Here is a 19,258-nt window from a genome sequence, read left to right as displayed (position 1 = left end):
AACCTCCCTTTTTGGCCTGCAGCTTGCTGCCGCTTGAGCGCGGGCAGTCAATCGCGGGGAGGCCGTCAAGTCAATCAGGCCGGCGAGCGGAAGCTCATCAGGCTGCGGCTCTCGTAGTCGTAGAACTTGCCGGTCTCGGTCCAATCAGGCGCGCACATCGGCACGATCAATTCGGCGACCTGCTCGGCTGTATCCAGCGTCGCCGGATCCTCGCCCGGCATCAGCGTCGCGCGCATGCGGGTGCGGACGGGGCCGGGATTGAACAGGTTGACGCGCAGCTTGGTATTCGCGGTCTCCTGCGCCCAGGCGCGCGCCAGCGTTTCCAGCGCCGCCTTGGAGGCGGCGTAGGGGCTGACATAGGCGGTGGCTTTGTTGGCAGCGCCTGAAGTGACGAACACGGCCCGGCCCGCGTCGGACTGCTTCAGCAGCGGCTCCATGCAGCGGATCAGCTGGAAGTTCGCGGAAACGTTGACCGCCATCACATCGGTGAAGGCCTTCAGCTCGATATGGCCGATCGGCGAGGAGGGGCCAAGCACGCCGGCATTGCCGACGAGGATGTCGAGCTTGCCGTAGCGTTCGTGCAGGCCAGCACCGAGCCGCGCGATGCCGTCGGAATCGGTGAGGTTGAGCGGCACGAGGGTTGCGGTGCCGCCGTCCTTGCGGATCTCGTCGTCGAGCTCTTCCAGCCCGCCCTGCGTGCGCGCCACGGCGACGATATGCGCGCCGGCCTTGGCCAGCGCCTTGGCCGTGGCAAAACCGATGCCGCGCGAGGCGCCGGTGACGAGAGCGATGCGGTTGGCGAGGGGATTTGTCATGGCGGGGTTTTACAGGCGTAGATGGCCGGGACAAGCCCCCAATACGCCGTCATTCCGGGGTGATGCGAAGCATCGAACCCGCAATCCAGAGGTTGCAAGACAATCCTGCGGACCGCCCGGGATGACGGCTGCGCCGTCAGCTCGCCTCTGCCAGCAGCGACAATTGCCGGGGCTGCTGCTCGGTCTGGGTCTGGTCGGTGAGGTGGGTCGGATAGGCCCCGGTGAAACAATGATCCGAGAATTTCGGATTGGCGGGGTCGCGGCCGGGCTCGCCCATGGCGCGGTACATGCCGTCGATCGACAGGAAGGCGAGCGAGTCGGCGCCGATGATCTCGCGCATCTCTTCGAGCGAATGTGTCGCCGCAAGAAGACCACCGCGGTCCGGTAGGTCGATGCCGTAATAGTCGGGATAGAGGATCGGCGGCGAGGCGAGGCGGAAATGCACTTCCTTGGCGCCGGCATCGCGCATCATGCGCACGATCTTCTTCGAGGTGGTGCCGCGCACCAGCGAATCGTCGATCAGGATGATGCGCTTGCCTTCGATCGCGGCGCGGTTGGCCGAATGCTTCATGCGTACGCCGGATTCGCGGATCGCCTGCGTCGGCTGGATGAAGGTGCGGCCGACATAATGGTTGCGGATGATGCCGAGTTCGAACGGGATGCCGGAATGCTGGCTGTAGCCGACCGCCGCGGGCACGCCGGAATCCGGCACCGGCACCACGACGTCGACCGGCACGTGGCTCTCGCGCGCGAGCTGGGCACCGAAGGCCTTGCGCACCTCGTAGACCGAGCGTCCGTGGACGATGGAGTCCGGACGGGAGAAGTAGATGTACTCGAAGATGCAGGGCCGCGGCGCGATCGGCGGGAACGGCTTGTGAATGTCCTGACCGTTCTCGTCGAACACGATCACCTCGCCGGGCTCGATGTCGCGGACGAAGCGTGCGCCGATGATGTCGAGGGCGCAGGTCTCGGAGGTCAGGATCGGGCAACCATCGAGTTCGCCGAGCACCAGCGGGCGGATGCCGCGCGGATCGCGCGCGCCGACCAGCTTCTTGTTGGTCAGCGACACCAGCGCATAGGCGCCCTCGATCTCGCGCAGCGCGTCGATATAGCGCTCGATGAAGCGGCTGCGCCTGGAGCGCGCGACCAGATGCAGGATCACCTCGGTGTCGGTGGTCGACTGCATCATCGCGCCGTTCTTCACGAGCTCGCGGCGCAGCGTCAGGCCGTTGGTGAGGTTGCCGTTGTGGGCGACAGCAAGGCCGCCGGCATTCAGTTCGGCGAACAGCGGCTGCACGTTGCGCAGGATGGTCGCGCCCGTGGTGGAATAGCGGACATGGCCGACTGCCATTGTGCCGGGCAGGCGGTCGATCACCTCGCGGCGGGAGAAGGTGTCGCCGACGAGACCGAGGCGGCGTTCGGAATGAAAGCGGCCGCCGTCATAGGAGACGATGCCGGCGGCTTCCTGGCCGCGGTGCTGAAGGGCGTGGAGGCCGAGCGCCGTGATGGCGGCGGCATCGGGGTGGCCGTAGATGCCAAAGACGCCGCATTCCTCGCGCAGCGTATCCCCCTCCAGATCGTCTTGAAGTTCCAGCGCGGCCGGGCCGAGATCAAGTAGGGCGTCCTGGTCAGGATTTCGCATCTCGTCCGAGCCTCTCGTTAGGGCTTATCAACGCGCCGCGGGTTTCTCGATCAGCTTTTTAAGGCTGTCACGAGCCGGTTTGCTGTATCCGTCGCCACTGCCCGAAGGCTGCTGCTCGGAATCAGTTTGCTCTTCATCTGGTTTGTTTTTCTTGAATCTCTTCAAGATGGTGTTCTCGGGGTCGTCAGGCAAGAGGGCCATCAGCCAATCGCCGGTTCCCTGCAGCACCACGCGGGATTTGGCCCCCGTGACCCAGTCCGGGCGCTGCTTGTCCGGCACCAGCCAGGTGAAGAACAGGAACGCGACCACGACGATCAAAAGCCCGCGCGCGAGCCCGAACAGAAAGCCGAGGGTGCGGTCCAGCGCGCCGATGCGCGAATCCAGGATCATGTCGGAGATCCGGACCGTGATCACGGAGACCACGACCAAAGTGCCCACGAACACGCCGGCGACCACGACCACGCTCGCGACGGTATCGTTGTTGAAATAGGTCTTTGCGGTCGGCAGCAGCTTCGAGAATGAATAAAGGGTGACGATTGCCGCCGTGCCCCAGGCCGCGATCGACAGGATTTCGCGCATGAAGCCGCGAACCATGGCGAGCAGGCCCGAAATCAGCATCACACCGAGCAGGATCAGGTCGAGGATGGTTACTGGCATCGGCTGGTCTGGTCCGCTCGTACTTCAAGGTGCTCAGCGAATCGGTGCTTGGCCGCCGCCCTAAGTGAAGGCCAGACGACGTTCCCGGCAAGGCCGCAACCACGCAATCCCATGCTGCTTTTGTGACGGCTGTATAGCGGCGGGGGCGGGAGACGTCACCACCGGCTAACCCTCTCCACGGCGGAATCTTGCCGGTGTGGCATTTTTCTCTGCCGGCGCACTTGAGTCGCCCCGCCGGGAGCCGCGTGCGGCGATCTCGGCGACCAATGTCGTCAGGCTGTTGATCGCGTTCAGCGACAGGCCGGCATCGCCGCCGGCTTCGCCCCGGGCCGATTCGGGCAGCACGGCACGCTGAAAGCCGAGTTTTGCCGCTTCTTTCAGCCGGGCCGGGGTCTGCGCCACCGGGCGCACCACGCCGGACAGCGAGATCTCGCCGAAATAGACCGCATCGGTGGGTAACTGCGCATTAACCAGCGAGGACACCAGCGCCGCGGCGGCGGCCAGATCGGCCGCGGGCTCGTGGATGCGCAGGCCGCCCGCGACGTTCAGATAGACGTCGTGGCCGGACAGCTTGACCCCGCAATGGGCTTCCAGCACCGCCAGCACCATCGACAGCCGGCTCGGATCCCAGCCGACCACGGCCCGGCGCGGGGTGCCGAGCGAAGTGGGCGCCACCAGCGCCTGCAATTCGACCAGAACGGGCCTTGTGCCCTCGATGCCCGCGAAGACTGCGGTGCCGGGCGTGCCGAGATCGCGCTCCGACAAGAACAGCTCGGAGGGATTGGTGACTTCACGCAGGCCAAGCCCGGTCATCTCAAACACGCCGATCTCGTCGGTCGGCCCGAAACGGTTCTTCACGGCGCGCAGGATGCGAAATTGCTGCGAGCCTTCGCCCTCGAACGACAATACCGCATCGACCATGTGCTCGACCACGCGGGGGCCGGCGATCTGGCCGTCCTTGGTGACATGGCCGACCAGGATGATGGCCGCGCCGGTCCTCTTGGCAAAACGAATCAGGGCCTGCGCCGAGGCGCGCACCTGCGTCACCGTGCCGGGCGCCGATTCCACCGTGTCGGTCCACATCGTCTGGATCGAATCGATCACGATCAGCCGGGGCACCGCGCCCTCAGACAGCGTCGAGACGATGTCCTCAACAGACGTTTCGGCGGCGAGCTGCACCGGCGCATCCGACAGCCCGAGCCGTTCGGCGCGCAGCCGAACCTGCGCGACCGCCTCTTCGCCGGAGATATAGACGACGCGGTGCCCGGCGCGCGCGAGCAGGCTTGTGGCCTGCGTCAGCAGCGTCGACTTGCCGATGCCGGGATCGCCGCCGACCAGAAGCACCGAGCCGCGGACGAAGCCGCCGCCGGTGACGCGATCGAGCTCCGTCATGCCCGAGGACAGACGCGGGGCGTCCTGGGTTTTTCCGGACAGGCTCTCCAGCGCGAAGGTCCGCCCCTTTCGCTTGGAGCGGATCGACACCGGCACGCTGCCGGTCGTGTCCTCCTCCGCGAGCGTATTCCACTCGCCGCAGGACTCGCACTTGCCCTGCCAGCGGTTATAGGCCGCGCCGCAGTTCTGGCAGACGAAGGAAAGTGTGTTCTTGGCCATGGGGACAGCGAGTTCGGGACAGCGAGTCGGGAGTTTCAGGTTTGCTGATAGCACGGAATGACGGGTCGAGAGAGTGAGCCCGGGCGCATCCCGAAGCCCGGCTACGCCTGCGCGGCGTTCCAGAGCATGGAGAGGCCGGCCACGATCATGATCGCGTCCATCACCACGCGGAACATCTCCGGCTTCAGGCGCAGCACGAAGCGTTTGGCGATGAAGGCGCCCGCCATCAACGACGATCCTGCGACCAGGCCTTTGACGAACACGTCGCCGGTCAGCGCCCCGAACCGTTCGAAGGTCACGGATTTCGCGGCATAGAGCCCGAGCGAAGAAGCCGCTTCGGTCGCGAGGAAGGCGCCCCGGGACAAGCCGTAGAACAGGAATAGCGGGACGCTGAGCGGGCCGGTGGAGACGACGATGCCGGTGAGGTAACCGATGACGGCCCCCCCGATCGCCAGATGCCAGAGATTGGCCTTGAGATCGTGCCGCGCCAGCCAGTGGCGCACCGGCACCATCGCGATCAGGAAGACGCCGATGGCAAGATCGACGGCGTGCGAGGGCAGGGCCAGCAGCGTCCGCGCGCCGAGCACGGCGGCCGGAATGCCTGTCACCGAATAGGCCGCGCAGGCCCGCCAGTCGACCTCGCGCCACCAAGCCAGGATTCGTGAGAAGTTGGCCATGACAGCGGCCACCGCCATGATCGGCACCGCCTCTTTGGGCCCGTAAGCATAGACCAGCACCGGCATCAGCATGATCGACGAGCCCGTGCCGACGATGCCGGAAATGGTGCCTGCGACGAGGCCGACGATGAGGACGAAGAGGAAAGCCAAAACGGTCTCCACGAATCGGGAGAGTTTAGCCGCGGCCAGCGGCGCGGGCGATCCGCGAGGCGAGGGAACCCTATCTTGCGAACGAGAGCCGGCGTTAACCATCGCTGAGGTTCCAGCCTGAGCGAAATCGCTTCGAAGTTTCTTAAATTTTACTGGGTACCTCTCGTGGGCATGGTGACCTGGGGGAAAGAGTATGGGTAAGCGGGCCAAACGCGGAAAGGCGGAGACGTTCGCAATCCCGATGGCCGCAAGAGTTGCAATTGGCGCCGTGGCCGTCGCCGCCTTGGGGTACGGTTTGCTGTCCGGGCCGGCGAACGTGCAACCGACACGAAAGTCGTCCGCGCACGAAGCCCAAGCGTCGTCAACTCCGGTTTACGTCTCAACGCCAGTTCATGCATCACCGTCAGCCCCGGCTCCGGCTCCGCTTCCGGCCCCGGCGCCTCTGGTCGAACCGCCCAAAGCGGCCGACGTTCCCGGAGCATTCGTTCGGCAGGTGGTTGACTACGCCAGCCGCCAGACTCCGGGCACCGTGATCATCGATACCAAGAACACATTCCTCTATCTCGTTCTGAACGACGCGCAAGCACTGCGCTACGGCATCGGTGTTGGCCGCGAAGGTTTCACATGGTCCGGTGAGCAGACGGTGGCTCGCAAGGCAGAATGGCCGGACTGGCATCCGCCTGCGGAGATGGTCTCGCGTCAGCCCTATCTGCCGCGGTTCATGGCAGGCGGTCCCGGCAACCCGCTTGGCGCTCGGGCGATGTATCTGGGCGAAACGGAATATAGAATTCACGGCACCAACAAGCCCGATACGATCGGGAAGCGTGTCTCGTCCGGCTGTATCCGGCTGACCAATGAGGACGTCGTTGACCTCTATGATCGCGTGAAAGTCGGCGCGAAGGTGATCGTGCTTCCGACGACCGTTGCCCGCCGACCACCCCAGGGAGCGCCGGCCGACGCCGCTTTCCGATTACCGGACCCGGCATCGCCGTCGAACCGGCCCTCGGCAACTCACGCGCAGATGCCGTCATCTGGGCCGAAGATCGCCGAGGCCCAGTAACGCGTCCTCCATCGCCATCCTGCAACTGAGGACAAGGCGCCAATGCAAGGCGCCTACGAGGTCAGCTCCTGGCCCATCGCACCGTTTGCGTGTCGGGCGAAGTGTCTCGACCGGTGAAAACCTGCGTTTCGGAGTATGCGTAACCCATTGATTCGCCAGCGGTCGGCTACTGTGCATGGGGTTGTTTTTCAGGTTTTTGGTGAGTTGGCGCGCAAAGTCGGGGCTCGCAGCACTTGGGACAAGGCCGGCCGCGCGCTGCTGACAGCATGTTGGCAGCAGGGGCCGGCTACGACCATCTCCTGACAAAACGGAGAGTGGATCATGCCGATCGAGGCAAGCTGTCATTGCGGTGAGACGGTGTTCGAAGTGACGGAGGCGCCCTCGAGCGTGACCCGTTGCACCTGCTCGCTCTGCGCCAAGCGCGGCGCGTTGTGGGCCTATTACACGCCGGCGCAGTTTCGGCTGCTGTCGCCGCCGGAAAACGTTGCGACCTATCTCTGGGCAGCCGCACGGTCAAACACCATTTCTGCGCAAGCTGCGGCTGCGGCACCTATTCGGAGTCGCCGGACTGGTCGACCGGCAAGCCCGATTTCGACAATCCCAGGGTTGGCGTCAACGCGCGCCTGTTCGACGAGTTCGATCTGGAGGCCGTGCCGGTGACCATGATCGACGGCAAGAATTTGTGGTGAGCATGGGCTTCTCACGCATGTCTGCTGATCGTCCGTGCTCTTGAGGCACTCTTGAAAAGCTGATCTGTTTCCGGCCTGACGGAAAACGGGGAGGATGCCGATGATGCGTCTTTTCGCGCGAGTGATGCTCGCGATGTGTCTGGCCGTTGTAGCCGGTTTCAATGCGCAGGCGCAGACCAAGCCCAAGGTCACCACATCAGGACCGGATTTCCCCAAAGCCACGCTGTTCGTCGGCAACAGCTTTTTCTACTACAACAACGGCATGCCCGGGCATCTCTCCTTCATGGAGCGGGCTGCCTATCCCGAAAACAAGGCGGCCTATCGCAACACCATGGCGACGATCGGCGGCTCCGGCCTCGATTGGCACGACATGGAGAACCTGCTGCGGGCAGGCGGCCTCGGCGCCTATTCGTTCGACGAGCAGAACAGCGTCGTCTTCAACAAGCCGGGCAGGCAGTACGACGCCGTCGTGATGATGGATTGCAGCCAGTGCCCGATCCATCCGCAATTGAAGGACGCGTTCGCGACGTTCGTAAAGAAGGATAGCGAGATCGTCCGCGCCCATGGCATGCGGCCGGTCCTGTTCATGTCCTGGGCTTACGCCGACAAGCCTGAGATGACGGAAGAGTTGGCCGAGGCCTACACGATCGCAGGCAATGCCAACGATGCGCTGGTGATCCCCGCGGGCCTTGCTTTCGCGCGCGTGCGCAAGCTGCAGCCCGAGCTCAATCTGTATGCGCCGGACAAGCGGCACCCGAGCCCCGCGGGCACGTATCTGTCGACCTGCGTGACGTTCGCTGCCCTGACGGGCCGCTCACCGGTCGGCAATTCCTACACGATGGGACTCGATGCACCGACGGTGGAGCTGCTGCAGAAAGCAGCGTGGGACACGGTGCAAGAGTATTACGGGCGTTGACCTAGCGCAGCACGACCCATGCCGGTGCGTGATCGCTCGCGCCTTCCTCGCCGCGAACCTTCTTGTCCACGCCGGCTTTTGCCAGTCGTGAGGCGAGGGCAGGGCTGAGCAGGAGATGATCGAGCCGCAGGCCCGCATCGCGCGGCCAGCGGTTTCGCTTGTAATCCCAGAAGGTGTAGATGCGCTTCTCCGGATGCAGTTCGCGGATCGCGTCGCACCAGCCTTGTGCCACCAGCGAGGCAAAGGCCGCACGGCTCTTCGGCTGGATCAAGGCATCCTTGTCCCACGAGCGCGTCGGATAGATGTCGATCTCATCAGGCGCAACGTTGTAGTCGCCGGCGAGCACCACGGGCAGGTTCTGCTTGATCAACGTTCTGGCATGGCGCTTGAGGCGCGCGAACCAGTCGAGCTTGTAGTCGAATTTAGGTCCCGGCTGCGGATTGCCGTTCGGCAGGTAGATGCTGGTGACGATGACACCGCGTACCGCGGCCTCGATGTAGCGGGCTTCGTGATCGCCGGGCTTTCCCGGCAAGCGATCGCGGGTGAGAATGGGCTCGGCATTGCGGGCCAGGATGGCGACGCCGTTCCAGGTCTTCTGTCCACACCACACTGCGCCGTAACCGGCCTTTTCGATCGCGGCTGCCGGAAATTCGCCATCACTTGCCTTCAACTCCTGAAGTGCGACGACATCGGGCTTCGCCGTTCGCATCCATGCCAACAGATTGGGCAGACGGCGATTGATGTTGTTGATGTTGAACGTCGCGATCTTCATGTAGAGCTACCGGCTCCTGCCTTCCGTTACCGGAGAAACAATGTCCAAGTTGAGCTTTGCCGCTATCGCCGTCGCCGTTGCGTTCTCCGGGGGCGCCTCGGCACAATCATCCGATCCGCGCGGCGCGTGCAAGGCGGACTATGACAAATTCTGCGCCGGCCTTGCGCCGGGCGGCGGCATCGTCGCTTGCCTCAACAGCAAGCGCGATCAGCTCAGCGCGACCTGCAAGACGGCGCTGGACAGCAGGAAAAAGAAGTAGGCGGCGAGCCGCTCAGCCCGGCAGCGGCGGCGGGCTTGCGGGCTGTTCGATCGGCGGCGGCGCGGGCGTCTGCTGCTCGACCGCCTGCGCGGGAGTCGGCTTGGCCAGCGGCTCCACAACATTCCCCCCCTTGTAGATGCGGGCGTAGCGGCGGCCGAGGCTGGTCAGCACCTCGTAGCCGATCGTTCCGAAATGATGCGCGAGCTCGTCGACGGTGATGCCCTCGCCAAGCAGCGTCACCATGTGGCCGCGCCGCGCCGCGTTGGGCGGCAGATCGGTGATGTCGATCGCGATCAGATCCATCGAGACGCGGCCGGCGACCGGACAGCGCTTGCCGGCGACGATGACCTCGGCGCCGCGGGTGCCGTCACTGGAGCTTGCGGCGCGAAAATAGCCGTCGGCATAACCGACCGCGATGATCGCGAGTTTCGTCGGCCGCCGTGCGGTCCAGGTGCCGCCATAGCCGACGCTCTCGCCGCGCTCGACGTTGCGGATCTGCACGATGCGGGCCTTGAGATCGGCCACCGGCTGCATCGGATTGTCGGCCTCCGGCGTTGGGTTCACGCCGTAGAGCGCGGCGCCCGGCCGTACCATGTCGAACTGGAAGGGCGCGCCGAGGAAGACGCCGGACGAATTGGCGAGTGCCGCCGGCACGCCGGAGAATTCGCTGGCGATGCCTCGGAAGGCCGCGAGTTGCTTGGCGTTCACCGGGTTGTTGAGCTGCTCGGCCGAAACCAGATGGCTCATCACCAGCGTGATGCCGTGATCGCCGGCGTTGATGCGGGGGATGATGGCCTGCGCTTCCGCAAGCGTCAGGCCGAGCCGGTTCATACCGGTGTCGATGTGGATGGCGGCGCCACCGGTCCAGCCGGTGCGGCGGCAGAACACGTCCCATTCGGCGAGTTCGTTGAGATCGCCGATCACGGGGCGGCAGTTGATCTGGGCGTAGTGCTCGCCGGTGTTCTGGAAATAGCCGCCGAGCACGTAGATCGCAGGCTCCGGCACCGCCGCGCGCACCTTGCGCGCTTCCTCGATGGTGGCGACGAAGAAGGTCTTGCAGCCGGCCTTGTTCAGGGCACGCGCGACCTGCTCGGCGCCGCAGCCATAGGCATCTGCCTTGATCACCGCCGAGCATTCGGCCGGCACCGCCGTCTTCTCGAGCTTGCGCCAATTGGCGATGATGGCGTCGAGATCGACGGTGAGCACGCCGCCGAAGGTCGCGAGCGCGGCTGCCTGATTGGCCTCCGCGGAGAGGAGGCCGGATTGCGGAATGATTTTCGGGTCGGACGCCATTGTCATGGCGCCGTTTTACGCAAGAGGCCGGTCGGGTTCAACCCAGAGAACTCAGTAGTCGTTGCCGCTGCGGTCCGGCACCTGGCTGTCCGGCGCGAGGTCGCCGAACCGTGTGATCGACGCTTCGAAGGCCACATCGACGGTGCCGGTCGGGCCGTGGCGCTGCTTGCCAATGATGACTTCGGCCTTGCCATGCGCAAGATCCATGTCCAGACGCCATTTTTCGTGCTCGGGCGTGCCCGGGCGCGGCTCCTTGTTTCCGAGGTAATATTCCTCGCGATAGACGAACAGCACGACGTCGGCGTCCTGTTCGATCGAGCCCGATTCGCGCAAGTCCGAGAGCTGCGGCCGCTTGTCGTCGCGCGACTCGACCTGGCGCGAGAGCTGCGAGAGCGCAATCACGGGCACGCTGAGCTCCTTGGCGAGCGCTTTCAGACTGGTCGTGATCTCGGTGATTTCCTGCACGCGGTTTTCGCTGCGCTTGCCCGAACCCGACAAGAGCTGGATGTAGTCGATGACGATGAGGTCGAGGCCCTTCTGCCGCTTCAGCCGGCGCGCGCGCGCCATGAGCTGCGCAATCGAGAGACCGCCGGTCTCGTCGACATAGAAGGGCAGCGACTGGAGCTCGATCGAGACCTCGCGGATCTTCTCGAAATCGGCCTCCGAGATGCCGCCGCGGCGGATCGACGAGGAGGGAATGCCGGTGCGCTCGGCGACGATACGCGTGGCGAGCTGGTCGGCCGACATTTCGCAGGAGAAGAAGCCGATGACGCCGCCATGGGCGGCCTTCATGGTGCCGTCGGCCTGGAGTTCTCCGACATAGGCCCGGGCCACGTTGTAGGCGATGTTGGTTGCAAGCGACGTCTTGCCCATGCCGGGACGGCCGGCGACGATGATGAGGTCGGAGTGCTGCAACCCGCCCATCTTGGTGTCGAGGTCGCGCAGGCCCGTCGAGATGCCCGACAGCTTTCCGTCGCGCTGGAACGCTTTCGCGGCCAGATCGACCGCAAGCGTCAGCGCCTGCGAAAATTTCTGGAAGCCGCCGTCATAGCGGCCGGATTCGGCGAGTTCGTAGAGGCGGCGCTCGGCATCCTCGATCTGCGCCCGCGGCGCGAAGTCGACTGGGGCGTCATAGGCGACATTGACCATGTCCTCGCCGATGCCGATCAGGTCGCGTCGCAATGCTAGATCGTAAATGGTGCGCCCATAATCCTGCGCATTGATGATGGTGGTCGCTTCGGCGGCGAGGCGTGCCAGATACTGCCCGATGGTCATGCCGCCGATATCGGTGTCGGCGGGCAGGAAGGTCTTCAGCGTGACGGGCGTCGCGATCTTGCCCATCCGGATCAGGCTGCTGGCGGTCTCGAAGATGGTCTGGTGCAGCGGCTCGAAATAATGCTTCGGCTCCAGGAAGTCGGAGACGCGGTAAAACGCGTCGTTGTTGACCAGGATTGCGCCCAGAAGGCTCTGTTCCGCTTCAATATTATGCGGCGCGCTTCGATAGGCGGGAGTTCCGGCTTCGGGCGCGAGTTTGAGAATGTTCGAATCAGTCAGGGCCATGGTCGAGCGATAGCAATTTTCTGGGGCGGATGCGGGGCCGGGATAAAGCGCCGCCTCAGCCCAAAGCGGAAGCAAAAGCTCGCCGCTATCAACCGATCATTAAAATGGTGGATGATTGGCCGCCGCAGCATGCGCCGCGCTTGACGGACTTTCGTGGAACCAGGTCGCAGCTTGGAAGCGGCGGCTACCGCGCCGCGGAAAACGTCGGATGAAGTGAACCTGATAGGTTGACGGGCCGACATATCGAGACGCGCGCGAAATGACGCACGCTGGGCGCTTTCGGCTCGGTTCAGACCAGCAGGAGGTAGACCAGCGCAACCAGGGCCGCCCCGACGCCCGTAGCGATCAGGGCGTAATCGGTGCGGAGGTCGTCCTGCACGTCGAATGAGGTTTTGGTCTCGTTGCTCATGGCGACGGTCTAAGCCAGGGCCGACGAGACTTATGTGAAGCAGATCACATCTCCCCGGATTCTTTCGGGAGTAGAGCCGGGAACAGGCAAGCGGGCGGGGGGTTGTCTCCCCGTCTGCCATCAGGGAATGAGGCAAGCGATGCGGCCAGAACGGCAGCCCCGGAATTGGCGAAGCGAAGCAGGCAGCCGACTTTGGCTGTCGGGGCTGATCGCGGCCATGGAGCACGCTGAGCGGCCGGAAGTGCGTCGGGAGCCGGTCGCCCCCGAAATCCTGAAGGCGCTGCGGATGCAATTGGCCTTAACGGCGTCTTTCCGGTCCGCTCCGATTTCGACCCTGCGCCACTAGGATTTATTCACCAGCCAGCTTCAGCCTCGGCTTGGCGCCGGCTTCGATGGCCCGCAGCCGGGCTTCTTCACGCGCGATGTAATTGCGTGTCATCGGCACGACGCCCTGACGCCGCGTGAGTTGAATCTGGAAGTTCATCATATCCTGCTTGCGGAACGTCATCTCGCTGGCAGCCAGATAAAATTCCCACATCAGCGCGAAGCGCTCGTCATACAGCTGCACGGCTTCTTCGCGCCGCGCGATGAAGCGCTCGCGCCATGCCTTCAGCGTTTCGGCGTAATGCAGGCGAAGAATCTCGATGTCGCAGACCAGCAGGCCCGCGCGCTCGATGGCTGGCAGCACCTCCGAGAGAGCAGGGATGTAGCCGCCGGGAAAGATGTATTTGGCGATCCATGGATTGGTGGAGTCCGGGCCCTGCGAACGGCCGATCGAGTGCAGCAGCATGACGCCGTCCTTGTCCAACAGCTCGGCGCAGCGCTGGAAGTAGGTCTCGTAGAAGCGAGCGCCGACATGCTCCAACATGCCGACCGAGACGATGCGATCGAACGGGCCGGCGATGTCGCGATAGTCCTGCAGCAGGAATTTGGCCGATCTGGTCAGGCCCTTTTCGGCTGCGCGCGCATTGGCGATCTGCAACTGCTCGGTCGACAACGTGATGCCGGTGACGTCAGCACCTGCGATCTCGGCGAGATAGAGCCCAAGTCCGCCCCAGCCCGAGCCGATGTCGAGGACGCGCTGGCCGCCTTTGACGAGCAGCTTTGCGGCGACGTGACGTTTCTTAGCGAGCTGCGCATCGTCGAGCGTGCTCTCCGGCGTCTCGAAATAGGCGCAGCTATATTGCTTGTCGGCGTCGAGGAAGAGCGAATAGAGCCTTGCATCGAGATCGTAATGATGTGCGACGTTGCTGCGGGAGCGCGGGCGCGGATTGAACTGCTTTAGGTGCCGCACCAGATAGCGCAGGTGCCACCAGGGTTTTGCCCAGTGCGGCAATAGGTCGGGTTGATCGAGCAGGATCGCGAGGGCATCAGCTATGGTGCCGCGCTCGACCATGAACTCGCCGTCCATGTAGGCCTCGCCAAGCCCGAGTTCGGGATTGACGAGGATCTTCCGCTCTGCGTCCGCGGTGACGAAGCGGACCGAAACCGGTTGGCCCGAGCCGTCGCCGACGGTGAACTTCGAGCCGTTCGCCGTGGTCACCGTCATCGACCCGCGGCGGATGAACTGAGACAGGAATTGACGCAACAATCGGTCCATCGGCACCCATCCTCTCGAGCGAACCCGAAGAGATGCGACTAACCCGGCCTTCACACCCTACGCCCGGCAATCTCAGCGGTTCCTATGCGTTTGCATCCAAATCTAGTGAGGTGTCCGGGGCCCGCTATTGCGCTGTGCTCAAAGCGGATATTCCAAAACCGCTTAATCACATCCTTGCGCGCGGAGCCTGCTTCCATTCGCGGCTCAATCGGATAAAAGGTGACCCGCCGTGGCGCCGCCTGCCGGCTGCACCTCTCGGAATTCAATGGAGATGATGGGAATGTCGAGCCGAGCGCTCAGCCTCGCGATGATCTTGCTTCTGATCGGCTTCGGCTCGACCGAGACCGTTCTCGCGCAGGCGACGAACCTCGAGGCCGGCAAGGCCCCATCCCAGCTTTTCGCGCAGACCTGCAATGCATGTCACAAGAGCCCGCGTGGCCTGTTGAAGACGGTGGCGCCGGGCTCGCTGCCGGGCTTCCTGCGTCAGCATTACACGACCAGTTCCGACATGGCCGGCGTGCTCGCCTCCTACCTTGTCTCCAATGGAGCCACCGACACCCGCTACCAGGCCAAAGACGGCAAGGACAAGAAAGACGGGGCCAGGGACAAGGACAAGGAAGCCAATACCAATCCCGCGCAGCCCCCTGAACATCAGGGCCGTCGGCAACGTTCTCAGGAATCCGCCAAGCCGGAAGGCGAAGCTGCCGCTCCCGCCGCCGAGGGCGCGCGTCAGAAGCGCGCGGCGCGGCCGGTTGAAGAAGGAACGAAGGAAGGCGCGAAGCCCGAGGGCCAGGCTGCACCCGAAGGGCGCAAGGCCAAGCGTCTCGGCAAGCGCGGCAAGCCGGGAAGTGATGAGGCACCGAAGGTCGATGCCGCGGCGCCGGCGGCAGACGACAAGAGCGAGCCGAAGGTCGAGCCCAAGCCCGAGACTGCAAAGGGGGACACCGGCGAGGCCAAATCCGAAAGCAGCAAATCTGACGGCAGCAAGCCGTCCGAGAAGCCCGCCGAGGCCAAGCCGGAAAGCGCCAAGGTTGAGCCGCGCGGCAGCGAGGCTCCGGCGTTGCGGCCCGATCCGGTGCCGCAGGTGACGCCGGCGGCACCGTCCGCCGCGAAGCCCGCCGAGCCGGCTGCGCCCAAGGCGACGGAAGAGGCTGCTCCCAAGCCCGCCGCGAGGTCCGAACCGCCAGCGAAGTCGCAGGAGCCGGCGCCGCCCGCGACCGCTGCGGCGCCACCGGCGCCAGCCGAATCGTCGGGTCCGCCAACGCCGCCGATTTCGCGATAAACGAACACGTTTTTTAGACATGCGAAGGCCGCGCTCTGGCGCGGCCTTCGTCGTCTTGACCGTATCTAGAGTGTTGCTCTAGAGTAGCTCTCTAGGAGCGTTCATGGCGGCTGGTGTGCGCGAGGATTTGTTGGCGGCGGGGCTTTTCGTCTTCGATCGCGTCGGCTTCGAAGCTGCCACGGTGGCTGCGATCCGCGCCCGGGCGCGCGCTTCCAACGGCAGCTTCTTCCACGTCTTCGGCTCGAAGAAGGAGCTGGCGGGTGCGCTGTTCCTGGAGGTGCTGCGGCACTATCACGCCGCGATGCTGGCAGCACTCGATCCTCTTCCCGATGCCGAGCAGGGCATCGATCGCTTGATCCGGGCGCATCTGGACTGGGTCGTCACCAGCCGGCGCGAGGCGCGCTATCTCTTCGAGATCTCACGCGGCGAATGGGGCGAGAACGTTCGCGATGCCCAGCGCGCGCAGAATGCGCGCCTTGCCGAAGGCATCGAGTGCTGGCGCGCGCCGCTGGTCAGACGCGGAGAGCTCTTGCCGATGACGCCGGTCATGTTCGTCAGCCAGCTCATCGGTCCGGCGCAGATTTTTTGCCGCGCTTTCCTGTCGGGACGCGACCGCGCCGATCCGCGCGCCGAGACCGACACGTTGATCGCCTGCGCCAGCCGCGCGCTACGGCCGCTCGATCGAATCAACAAGCAATAAGGAGAGGCCTCATGCGCCCCGAAGCAGATCCCGAATTCGGACCAATCGCCGAGCGCATCCACGCCAATGTCGGCCGGCAGGGCTTTATGAATCTGGTCGGCGCCGAGCTGTCCGAATTGTCGCGCGGCACCTGCACGATCGCGGTGCAACGCCGGCCGGAGCTGTTGCAACAGCACGGCTTCTTCCATGGCGGCGTCACCGCGTTCCTGATCGACAACGCCACGACGATCGCAGCCGCGACTTCGCGCGGCCAGCCGGCGCTGACGGCGGAATACAAGCTCAATCTGTTGTCGCCCGCGGCCGGCGAGAAGCTGATCTGCCGGGCGAGGGTGATCAAGCCGGGGCGTCAGGTCTCCGTGGTCGCAGCCGACGTTTTCTGCGTCAGCGACGGCGTCGAGAAGCATACGGCAACGGCGCTCGCTTCGATCGCGATGCTGGGCGAGGACGTTGCCGCCAAAACGAAAAGCCCGGCCGCCTGAGGCGGCCGGGCTTCGCAAGCCTTGCGCGGACGCGAAGCTTACTTCTCGGTCTCTTCCGCAGCCGGCGCCGGTTCGGCGTCGTCCTGCTGTGCTTCCGGGTCGAAGAACTCGCCGGCGGCTGCGATCGCTTCGGCCGCAGCATCCCGGTCTTCGTTGCGGGTCGAGATATCCTCGCCGCGGTTGATGCGCTCTGCCTCGTCCTGGCTGCGCGCCACGGTGACACTGATCTCGACCTCGACCTCGGGGTGGATGGCGACCGTGATGGTGTGCTTGCCGATGGTCTTGATCGGCGCGTCGAGCTGAACCTGCGGGCGGGACAGCGAAACACCGTCGGCTTCGAACGCCACGACAATGTCGCGCACGTTGACCGAGCCGAACAGTTGGCCGGCTTCCGAAGCCTGACGGATCACGATGATGTTCTTGCCCTGGATCTTCTCGGCGACCTTGGATGCCTCGCCCTTGGACTCAAGGTTGCGAGCCTCGAGCTCGGCCTTCATGCCGTCGTACTTGGCGCGGTTGTCGGCGGTGGCGCGCAGCGCCTTGCCGCGCTTGAGCAGGAAATTGCGGGCATAGCCGTCGCGAACCTTCACGACTTCGCCCATGTGACCGAGCTTGTTGACGCGCTCCAGCAAAATGACTTCCATATTCGTTCTCCTTTGATGTGTTGGGTGAGTTGGAATTTCGAATTTGAACTTTCGGACTTAAACTCAAGAGGTCGGCAGCGGCGGCGGCTGGCGCGTACGAAGGAAGCGTTCGCGGAGGCCGAACACGGCATCCGCGAGGCCAAGGATCACCATCGCGATGACGGGCCATCCGAACACGACCACGACGGCGTAGGTCGAGCCGAGCCAGAAGGTGCGGCTCTTCAGCGCCAGCGTCAGCGTATGCAGTACGGCAAAGCCGGTCAGCGCATATCCCATCATCAGCGCCGCCGTCGCGATCTGCGCCACGATCGCAAGCAGTCCGCCGGTGAAGCAGAAGGCGAGCGCGATGCAGAGCGCCACGAGCGTCATCGGCGGCAGCTCCGCCGTCATCAGGTCCGGCCATGGGCGCCGCAGCCGGCCCGACGTCGCCGTCACCTTGGTGCTGAGCCAGAGGTTGAGGGTCAGCGTCATCATCGCGACGATGGTGGCGCCGGCCGGCAAGATCCGCAGCAGTGCGCCGACGAATTGGTCGGTCTCGCCGGAGCTCTGCGGGTCGGTGGCGCGGAGGAGGCGCATCAGGCCACGGCGCAGCGTTCCGGTGATGGTCTCGGCGTCGGTGCCGAGCGTGAGCAGGGCGGCCATCGTGGTCAGTGTGGCGAAGCCCGCGATCCACAGCAGGATGCGGCCGACCGGATACCACTCGAGCACAGGCTCATTGGGCGGCTCGGCGGCGGCCTCCGGCGCGGCAGGTCCGACCGGCCGGCTGAGCAGGACGAGATGGCCGAGCCACCAGGCCGGCAATGCGACGGTGAGGGCGAAGGCGATGCAGTAGGGCAGGCCGAACAGCGCGCCGAGGCCTACTGCGGCGGCGATGCCGCCGAGGCTCGCGCAAAGCGGTCCCCAGCCGATCGCGGCGACCATCAGCGGCAGCGGTGCGAGATAGAACAGGACGAGCGAGATCAGCGCGCCCGAAATGATCGAGGCGAACATCAGGGCCGACGCAGCGCCGGCGATCAGGGCTATCAGTCCAAAGGCCATCATCAGCTGTCCCGCTCCCTTCGAGCGGTTAGAGGCATCTCGCCCCAACCATCGGCGACCGGACGACCCGGAAGCCTTATGAGAAACTAGGTCGTACGGCCGGCGGCGATGTCGCCGCCGGCCGTATTCGTCTTAGCGAATGACGTAGGGCAGCAGGCCCAGGAACCGCGCGCGCTTGATGGCGCGGGCGAGCTCACGCTGCTTCTTCGCGGACACCGCGGTGATGCGGCTCGGCACGATCTTGCCGCGCTCGGAGACGTAACGCATCAGCAGCTTGGAGTCCTTGTAGTCGATCTTCGGAGCATTCGCGCCCGTGAACGGGCAGCTCTTGCGACGACGGAAAAACGGACGGCGTGCACCAGCTTCAGCCATTGTTCTTACTCCCCATCCGTCGTGGTGGTGGTGGTGGTTTCAGCGTCTTCGCGCGGACGGCGCGGACCGCGGTCACCGCGGAAGCCGCCACCTTCACGATCGCCACCACGGAAACCACCCTCGCGGTCGCCACGGAAGCCACCGCCTTCGCGATCGCCACGGAAGCCGCCGCCACGGTCGTCACGCTCGCGGTCACGGTCGGCCTTGCGCATCATCGCGGACGGACCTTCCTCGAGCTCCTCGACGCGGACGCTGAGATAGCGGATCACGTCTTCGCTGATGCGCTCCTGGCGCTCGATCTCGGCGATCGCCGCGGACGGCGCGTCGATATTGAGCAGCACGAAATGCGCCTTGCGGTTCTTGTTCATGCGGTAGGTGAGGGAGCGCACGCCCCAATTCTCGGTCTTGACAACCTTGCCGCCGAGACCCTCGACAATGCCGGTCATCTGCGCAGTCAGCTCTTCAACCTGCTGCGTGCTCGCGTCTTGGCGCGCGAGAAAAACATGCTCATAGAGAGCCATGGAAGTCCTTTCCTCATGTTGGCGCATCGCCCGGCGTCAAGCCCTTAAGAGGCCTTCGGAAAGGACTCTGGGATTAAGCTCAGAAGGCGGAAACACGGGACGACGGGCCGAC

19 protein-coding genes and 1 pseudogene are annotated in these 19,258 nt (G+C 64.7%); 7 read left to right on the top strand and 13 right to left on the bottom strand.

The window, feature by feature from the left end; all coding sequences use genetic code 11:
• Positions 1-74 precede the first annotated feature (74 nt).
• The 5 genes from GWG67_RS00585 to GWG67_RS00565 form a co-directional block, all read right to left on the bottom strand.
• Positions 75-815, bottom strand: a complete 741-nt coding sequence (locus GWG67_RS00585) for an SDR family NAD(P)-dependent oxidoreductase (RefSeq protein WP_275167229.1) — start codon at positions 813-815, stop codon at positions 75-77.
• A 136-nt stretch (positions 816-951) separates the two neighbouring features.
• On the bottom strand, positions 952-2,457 hold the full coding sequence (purF, locus tag GWG67_RS00580; protein WP_007609288.1) for an amidophosphoribosyltransferase: 1,506 nt from the start codon (positions 2,455-2,457) through the stop codon (positions 952-954).
• Positions 2,458-2,484: 27 nt separating this feature from the next.
• Positions 2,485-3,114 (bottom strand): CvpA family protein, encoded by a 630-nt coding sequence (locus GWG67_RS00575; protein WP_007592055.1) that lies wholly within the window; start codon positions 3,112-3,114, stop codon positions 2,485-2,487.
• Positions 3,115-3,279: 165 nt separating this feature from the next.
• Complete coding sequence (radA, locus tag GWG67_RS00570; protein ID WP_027517500.1) at positions 3,280-4,725, bottom strand: DNA repair protein RadA; 1,446 nt, start codon at positions 4,723-4,725, stop codon at positions 3,280-3,282.
• Positions 4,726-4,826: 101 nt separating this feature from the next.
• The gene (locus tag GWG67_RS00565; protein ID WP_275167228.1) at positions 4,827-5,552 is read right to left on the bottom strand and encodes a sulfite exporter TauE/SafE family protein; all 726 of its coding nucleotides are present in this window, start codon (positions 5,550-5,552) and stop codon (positions 4,827-4,829) included.
• Between the two features lie 193 nt (positions 5,553-5,745).
• Here GWG67_RS00565 and GWG67_RS00560 point away from each other — a divergent pair, with 193 nt between their 5' ends.
• From GWG67_RS00560 to GWG67_RS00550, 3 genes and pseudogenes are all read left to right on the top strand, one after another.
• Positions 5,746-6,612: a L,D-transpeptidase gene (locus GWG67_RS00560; RefSeq protein WP_275167227.1), complete on the top strand. Its 867-nt coding sequence runs from the start codon at positions 5,746-5,748 to the stop codon at positions 6,610-6,612.
• 321 nt (positions 6,613-6,933) lie between these two features.
• Positions 6,934-7,301, top strand: a pseudogene (locus GWG67_RS00555) (GFA family protein).
• Between the two features lie 100 nt (positions 7,302-7,401).
• Positions 7,402-8,217, top strand: coding sequence for a hypothetical protein (locus GWG67_RS00550; RefSeq protein WP_275167226.1), 816 nt, complete (start codon positions 7,402-7,404; stop codon positions 8,215-8,217).
• 1 nt (position 8,218) lies between these two features.
• Here GWG67_RS00550 and GWG67_RS00545 read toward each other — a convergent pair whose 3' ends face one another.
• A complete protein-coding gene (locus GWG67_RS00545) occupies positions 8,219-8,989 on the bottom strand; it encodes an exodeoxyribonuclease III (protein WP_275167225.1) in 771 nt (256 codons plus the stop codon).
• A gap of 40 nt (positions 8,990-9,029) precedes the next feature.
• Between GWG67_RS00545 and GWG67_RS00540 the strand changes: the two genes are divergently transcribed.
• Positions 9,030-9,248: a hypothetical protein gene (locus GWG67_RS00540; protein ID WP_275167224.1), complete on the top strand. Its 219-nt coding sequence runs from the start codon at positions 9,030-9,032 to the stop codon at positions 9,246-9,248.
• 12 nt (positions 9,249-9,260) lie between these two features.
• On the opposite strand, the gene alr is transcribed toward GWG67_RS00540, so the two are convergent.
• The 3 genes from alr to GWG67_RS00525 all read right to left on the bottom strand — a co-directional run bounded on the left by alr (position 9,261) and on the right by GWG67_RS00525 (position 14,110).
• A complete protein-coding gene (gene alr, locus GWG67_RS00535) occupies positions 9,261-10,541 on the bottom strand; it encodes an alanine racemase (RefSeq protein WP_275167794.1) in 1,281 nt (426 codons plus the stop codon).
• A 51-nt stretch (positions 10,542-10,592) separates the two neighbouring features.
• Positions 10,593-12,101 (bottom strand): replicative DNA helicase, encoded by a 1,509-nt coding sequence (locus GWG67_RS00530; RefSeq protein WP_275167223.1) that lies wholly within the window; start codon positions 12,099-12,101, stop codon positions 10,593-10,595.
• Positions 12,102-12,859: 758 nt separating this feature from the next.
• Entirely contained in the window at positions 12,860-14,110 is a 1,251-nt protein-coding gene (locus tag GWG67_RS00525; protein ID WP_275167222.1) for a cyclopropane-fatty-acyl-phospholipid synthase family protein, read from the bottom strand.
• 280 nt (positions 14,111-14,390) lie between these two features.
• On the opposite strand from GWG67_RS00525, the gene GWG67_RS00520 reads away from it, so the two are divergent.
• The 3 genes from GWG67_RS00520 (at position 14,391) to GWG67_RS00510 (ending at position 16,571) form a co-directional block, all read left to right on the top strand.
• Positions 14,391-15,392, top strand: coding sequence for a hypothetical protein (locus GWG67_RS00520; protein ID WP_275167221.1), 1,002 nt, complete (start codon positions 14,391-14,393; stop codon positions 15,390-15,392).
• A gap of 103 nt (positions 15,393-15,495) precedes the next feature.
• Entirely contained in the window at positions 15,496-16,092 is a 597-nt protein-coding gene (locus tag GWG67_RS00515; RefSeq protein WP_275167220.1) for a TetR/AcrR family transcriptional regulator, read from the top strand.
• Between the two features lie 11 nt (positions 16,093-16,103).
• A complete protein-coding gene (locus GWG67_RS00510; RefSeq protein ID WP_275167219.1) occupies positions 16,104-16,571 on the top strand; it encodes a PaaI family thioesterase in 468 nt (155 codons plus the stop codon).
• Positions 16,572-16,609: 38 nt separating this feature from the next.
• Here the strand turns inward: GWG67_RS00510 and rplI are convergent, their stop codons facing one another.
• The 4 genes from rplI to rpsF all read right to left on the bottom strand — a co-directional run bounded on the left by rplI (position 16,610) and on the right by rpsF (position 19,146).
• On the bottom strand, positions 16,610-17,215 hold the full coding sequence (gene rplI, locus GWG67_RS00505; protein WP_275167218.1) for a 50S ribosomal protein L9: 606 nt from the start codon (positions 17,213-17,215) through the stop codon (positions 16,610-16,612).
• A 63-nt stretch (positions 17,216-17,278) separates the two neighbouring features.
• Positions 17,279-18,256, bottom strand: a complete 978-nt coding sequence (locus GWG67_RS00500; RefSeq protein ID WP_275167217.1) for a hypothetical protein — start codon at positions 18,254-18,256, stop codon at positions 17,279-17,281.
• A 129-nt stretch (positions 18,257-18,385) separates the two neighbouring features.
• Complete coding sequence (gene rpsR, locus GWG67_RS00495) at positions 18,386-18,625, bottom strand: 30S ribosomal protein S18 (protein WP_007592020.1); 240 nt, start codon at positions 18,623-18,625, stop codon at positions 18,386-18,388.
• Between the two features lie 5 nt (positions 18,626-18,630).
• On the bottom strand, positions 18,631-19,146 hold the full coding sequence (rpsF, locus tag GWG67_RS00490; RefSeq protein WP_275167216.1) for a 30S ribosomal protein S6: 516 nt from the start codon (positions 19,144-19,146) through the stop codon (positions 18,631-18,633).
• Positions 19,147-19,258 lie beyond the last annotated feature (112 nt).

It is taken from the genome of Bradyrhizobium sp. CSS354, from assembly GCF_029051725.1.
In the GTDB taxonomy this organism is placed as follows: domain Bacteria; phylum Pseudomonadota; class Alphaproteobacteria; order Rhizobiales; family Xanthobacteraceae; genus Bradyrhizobium.
The sequence above is the reverse complement of the archived record's forward strand: the minus strand, read 5'-3'. Positions and strand labels throughout refer to the sequence as shown.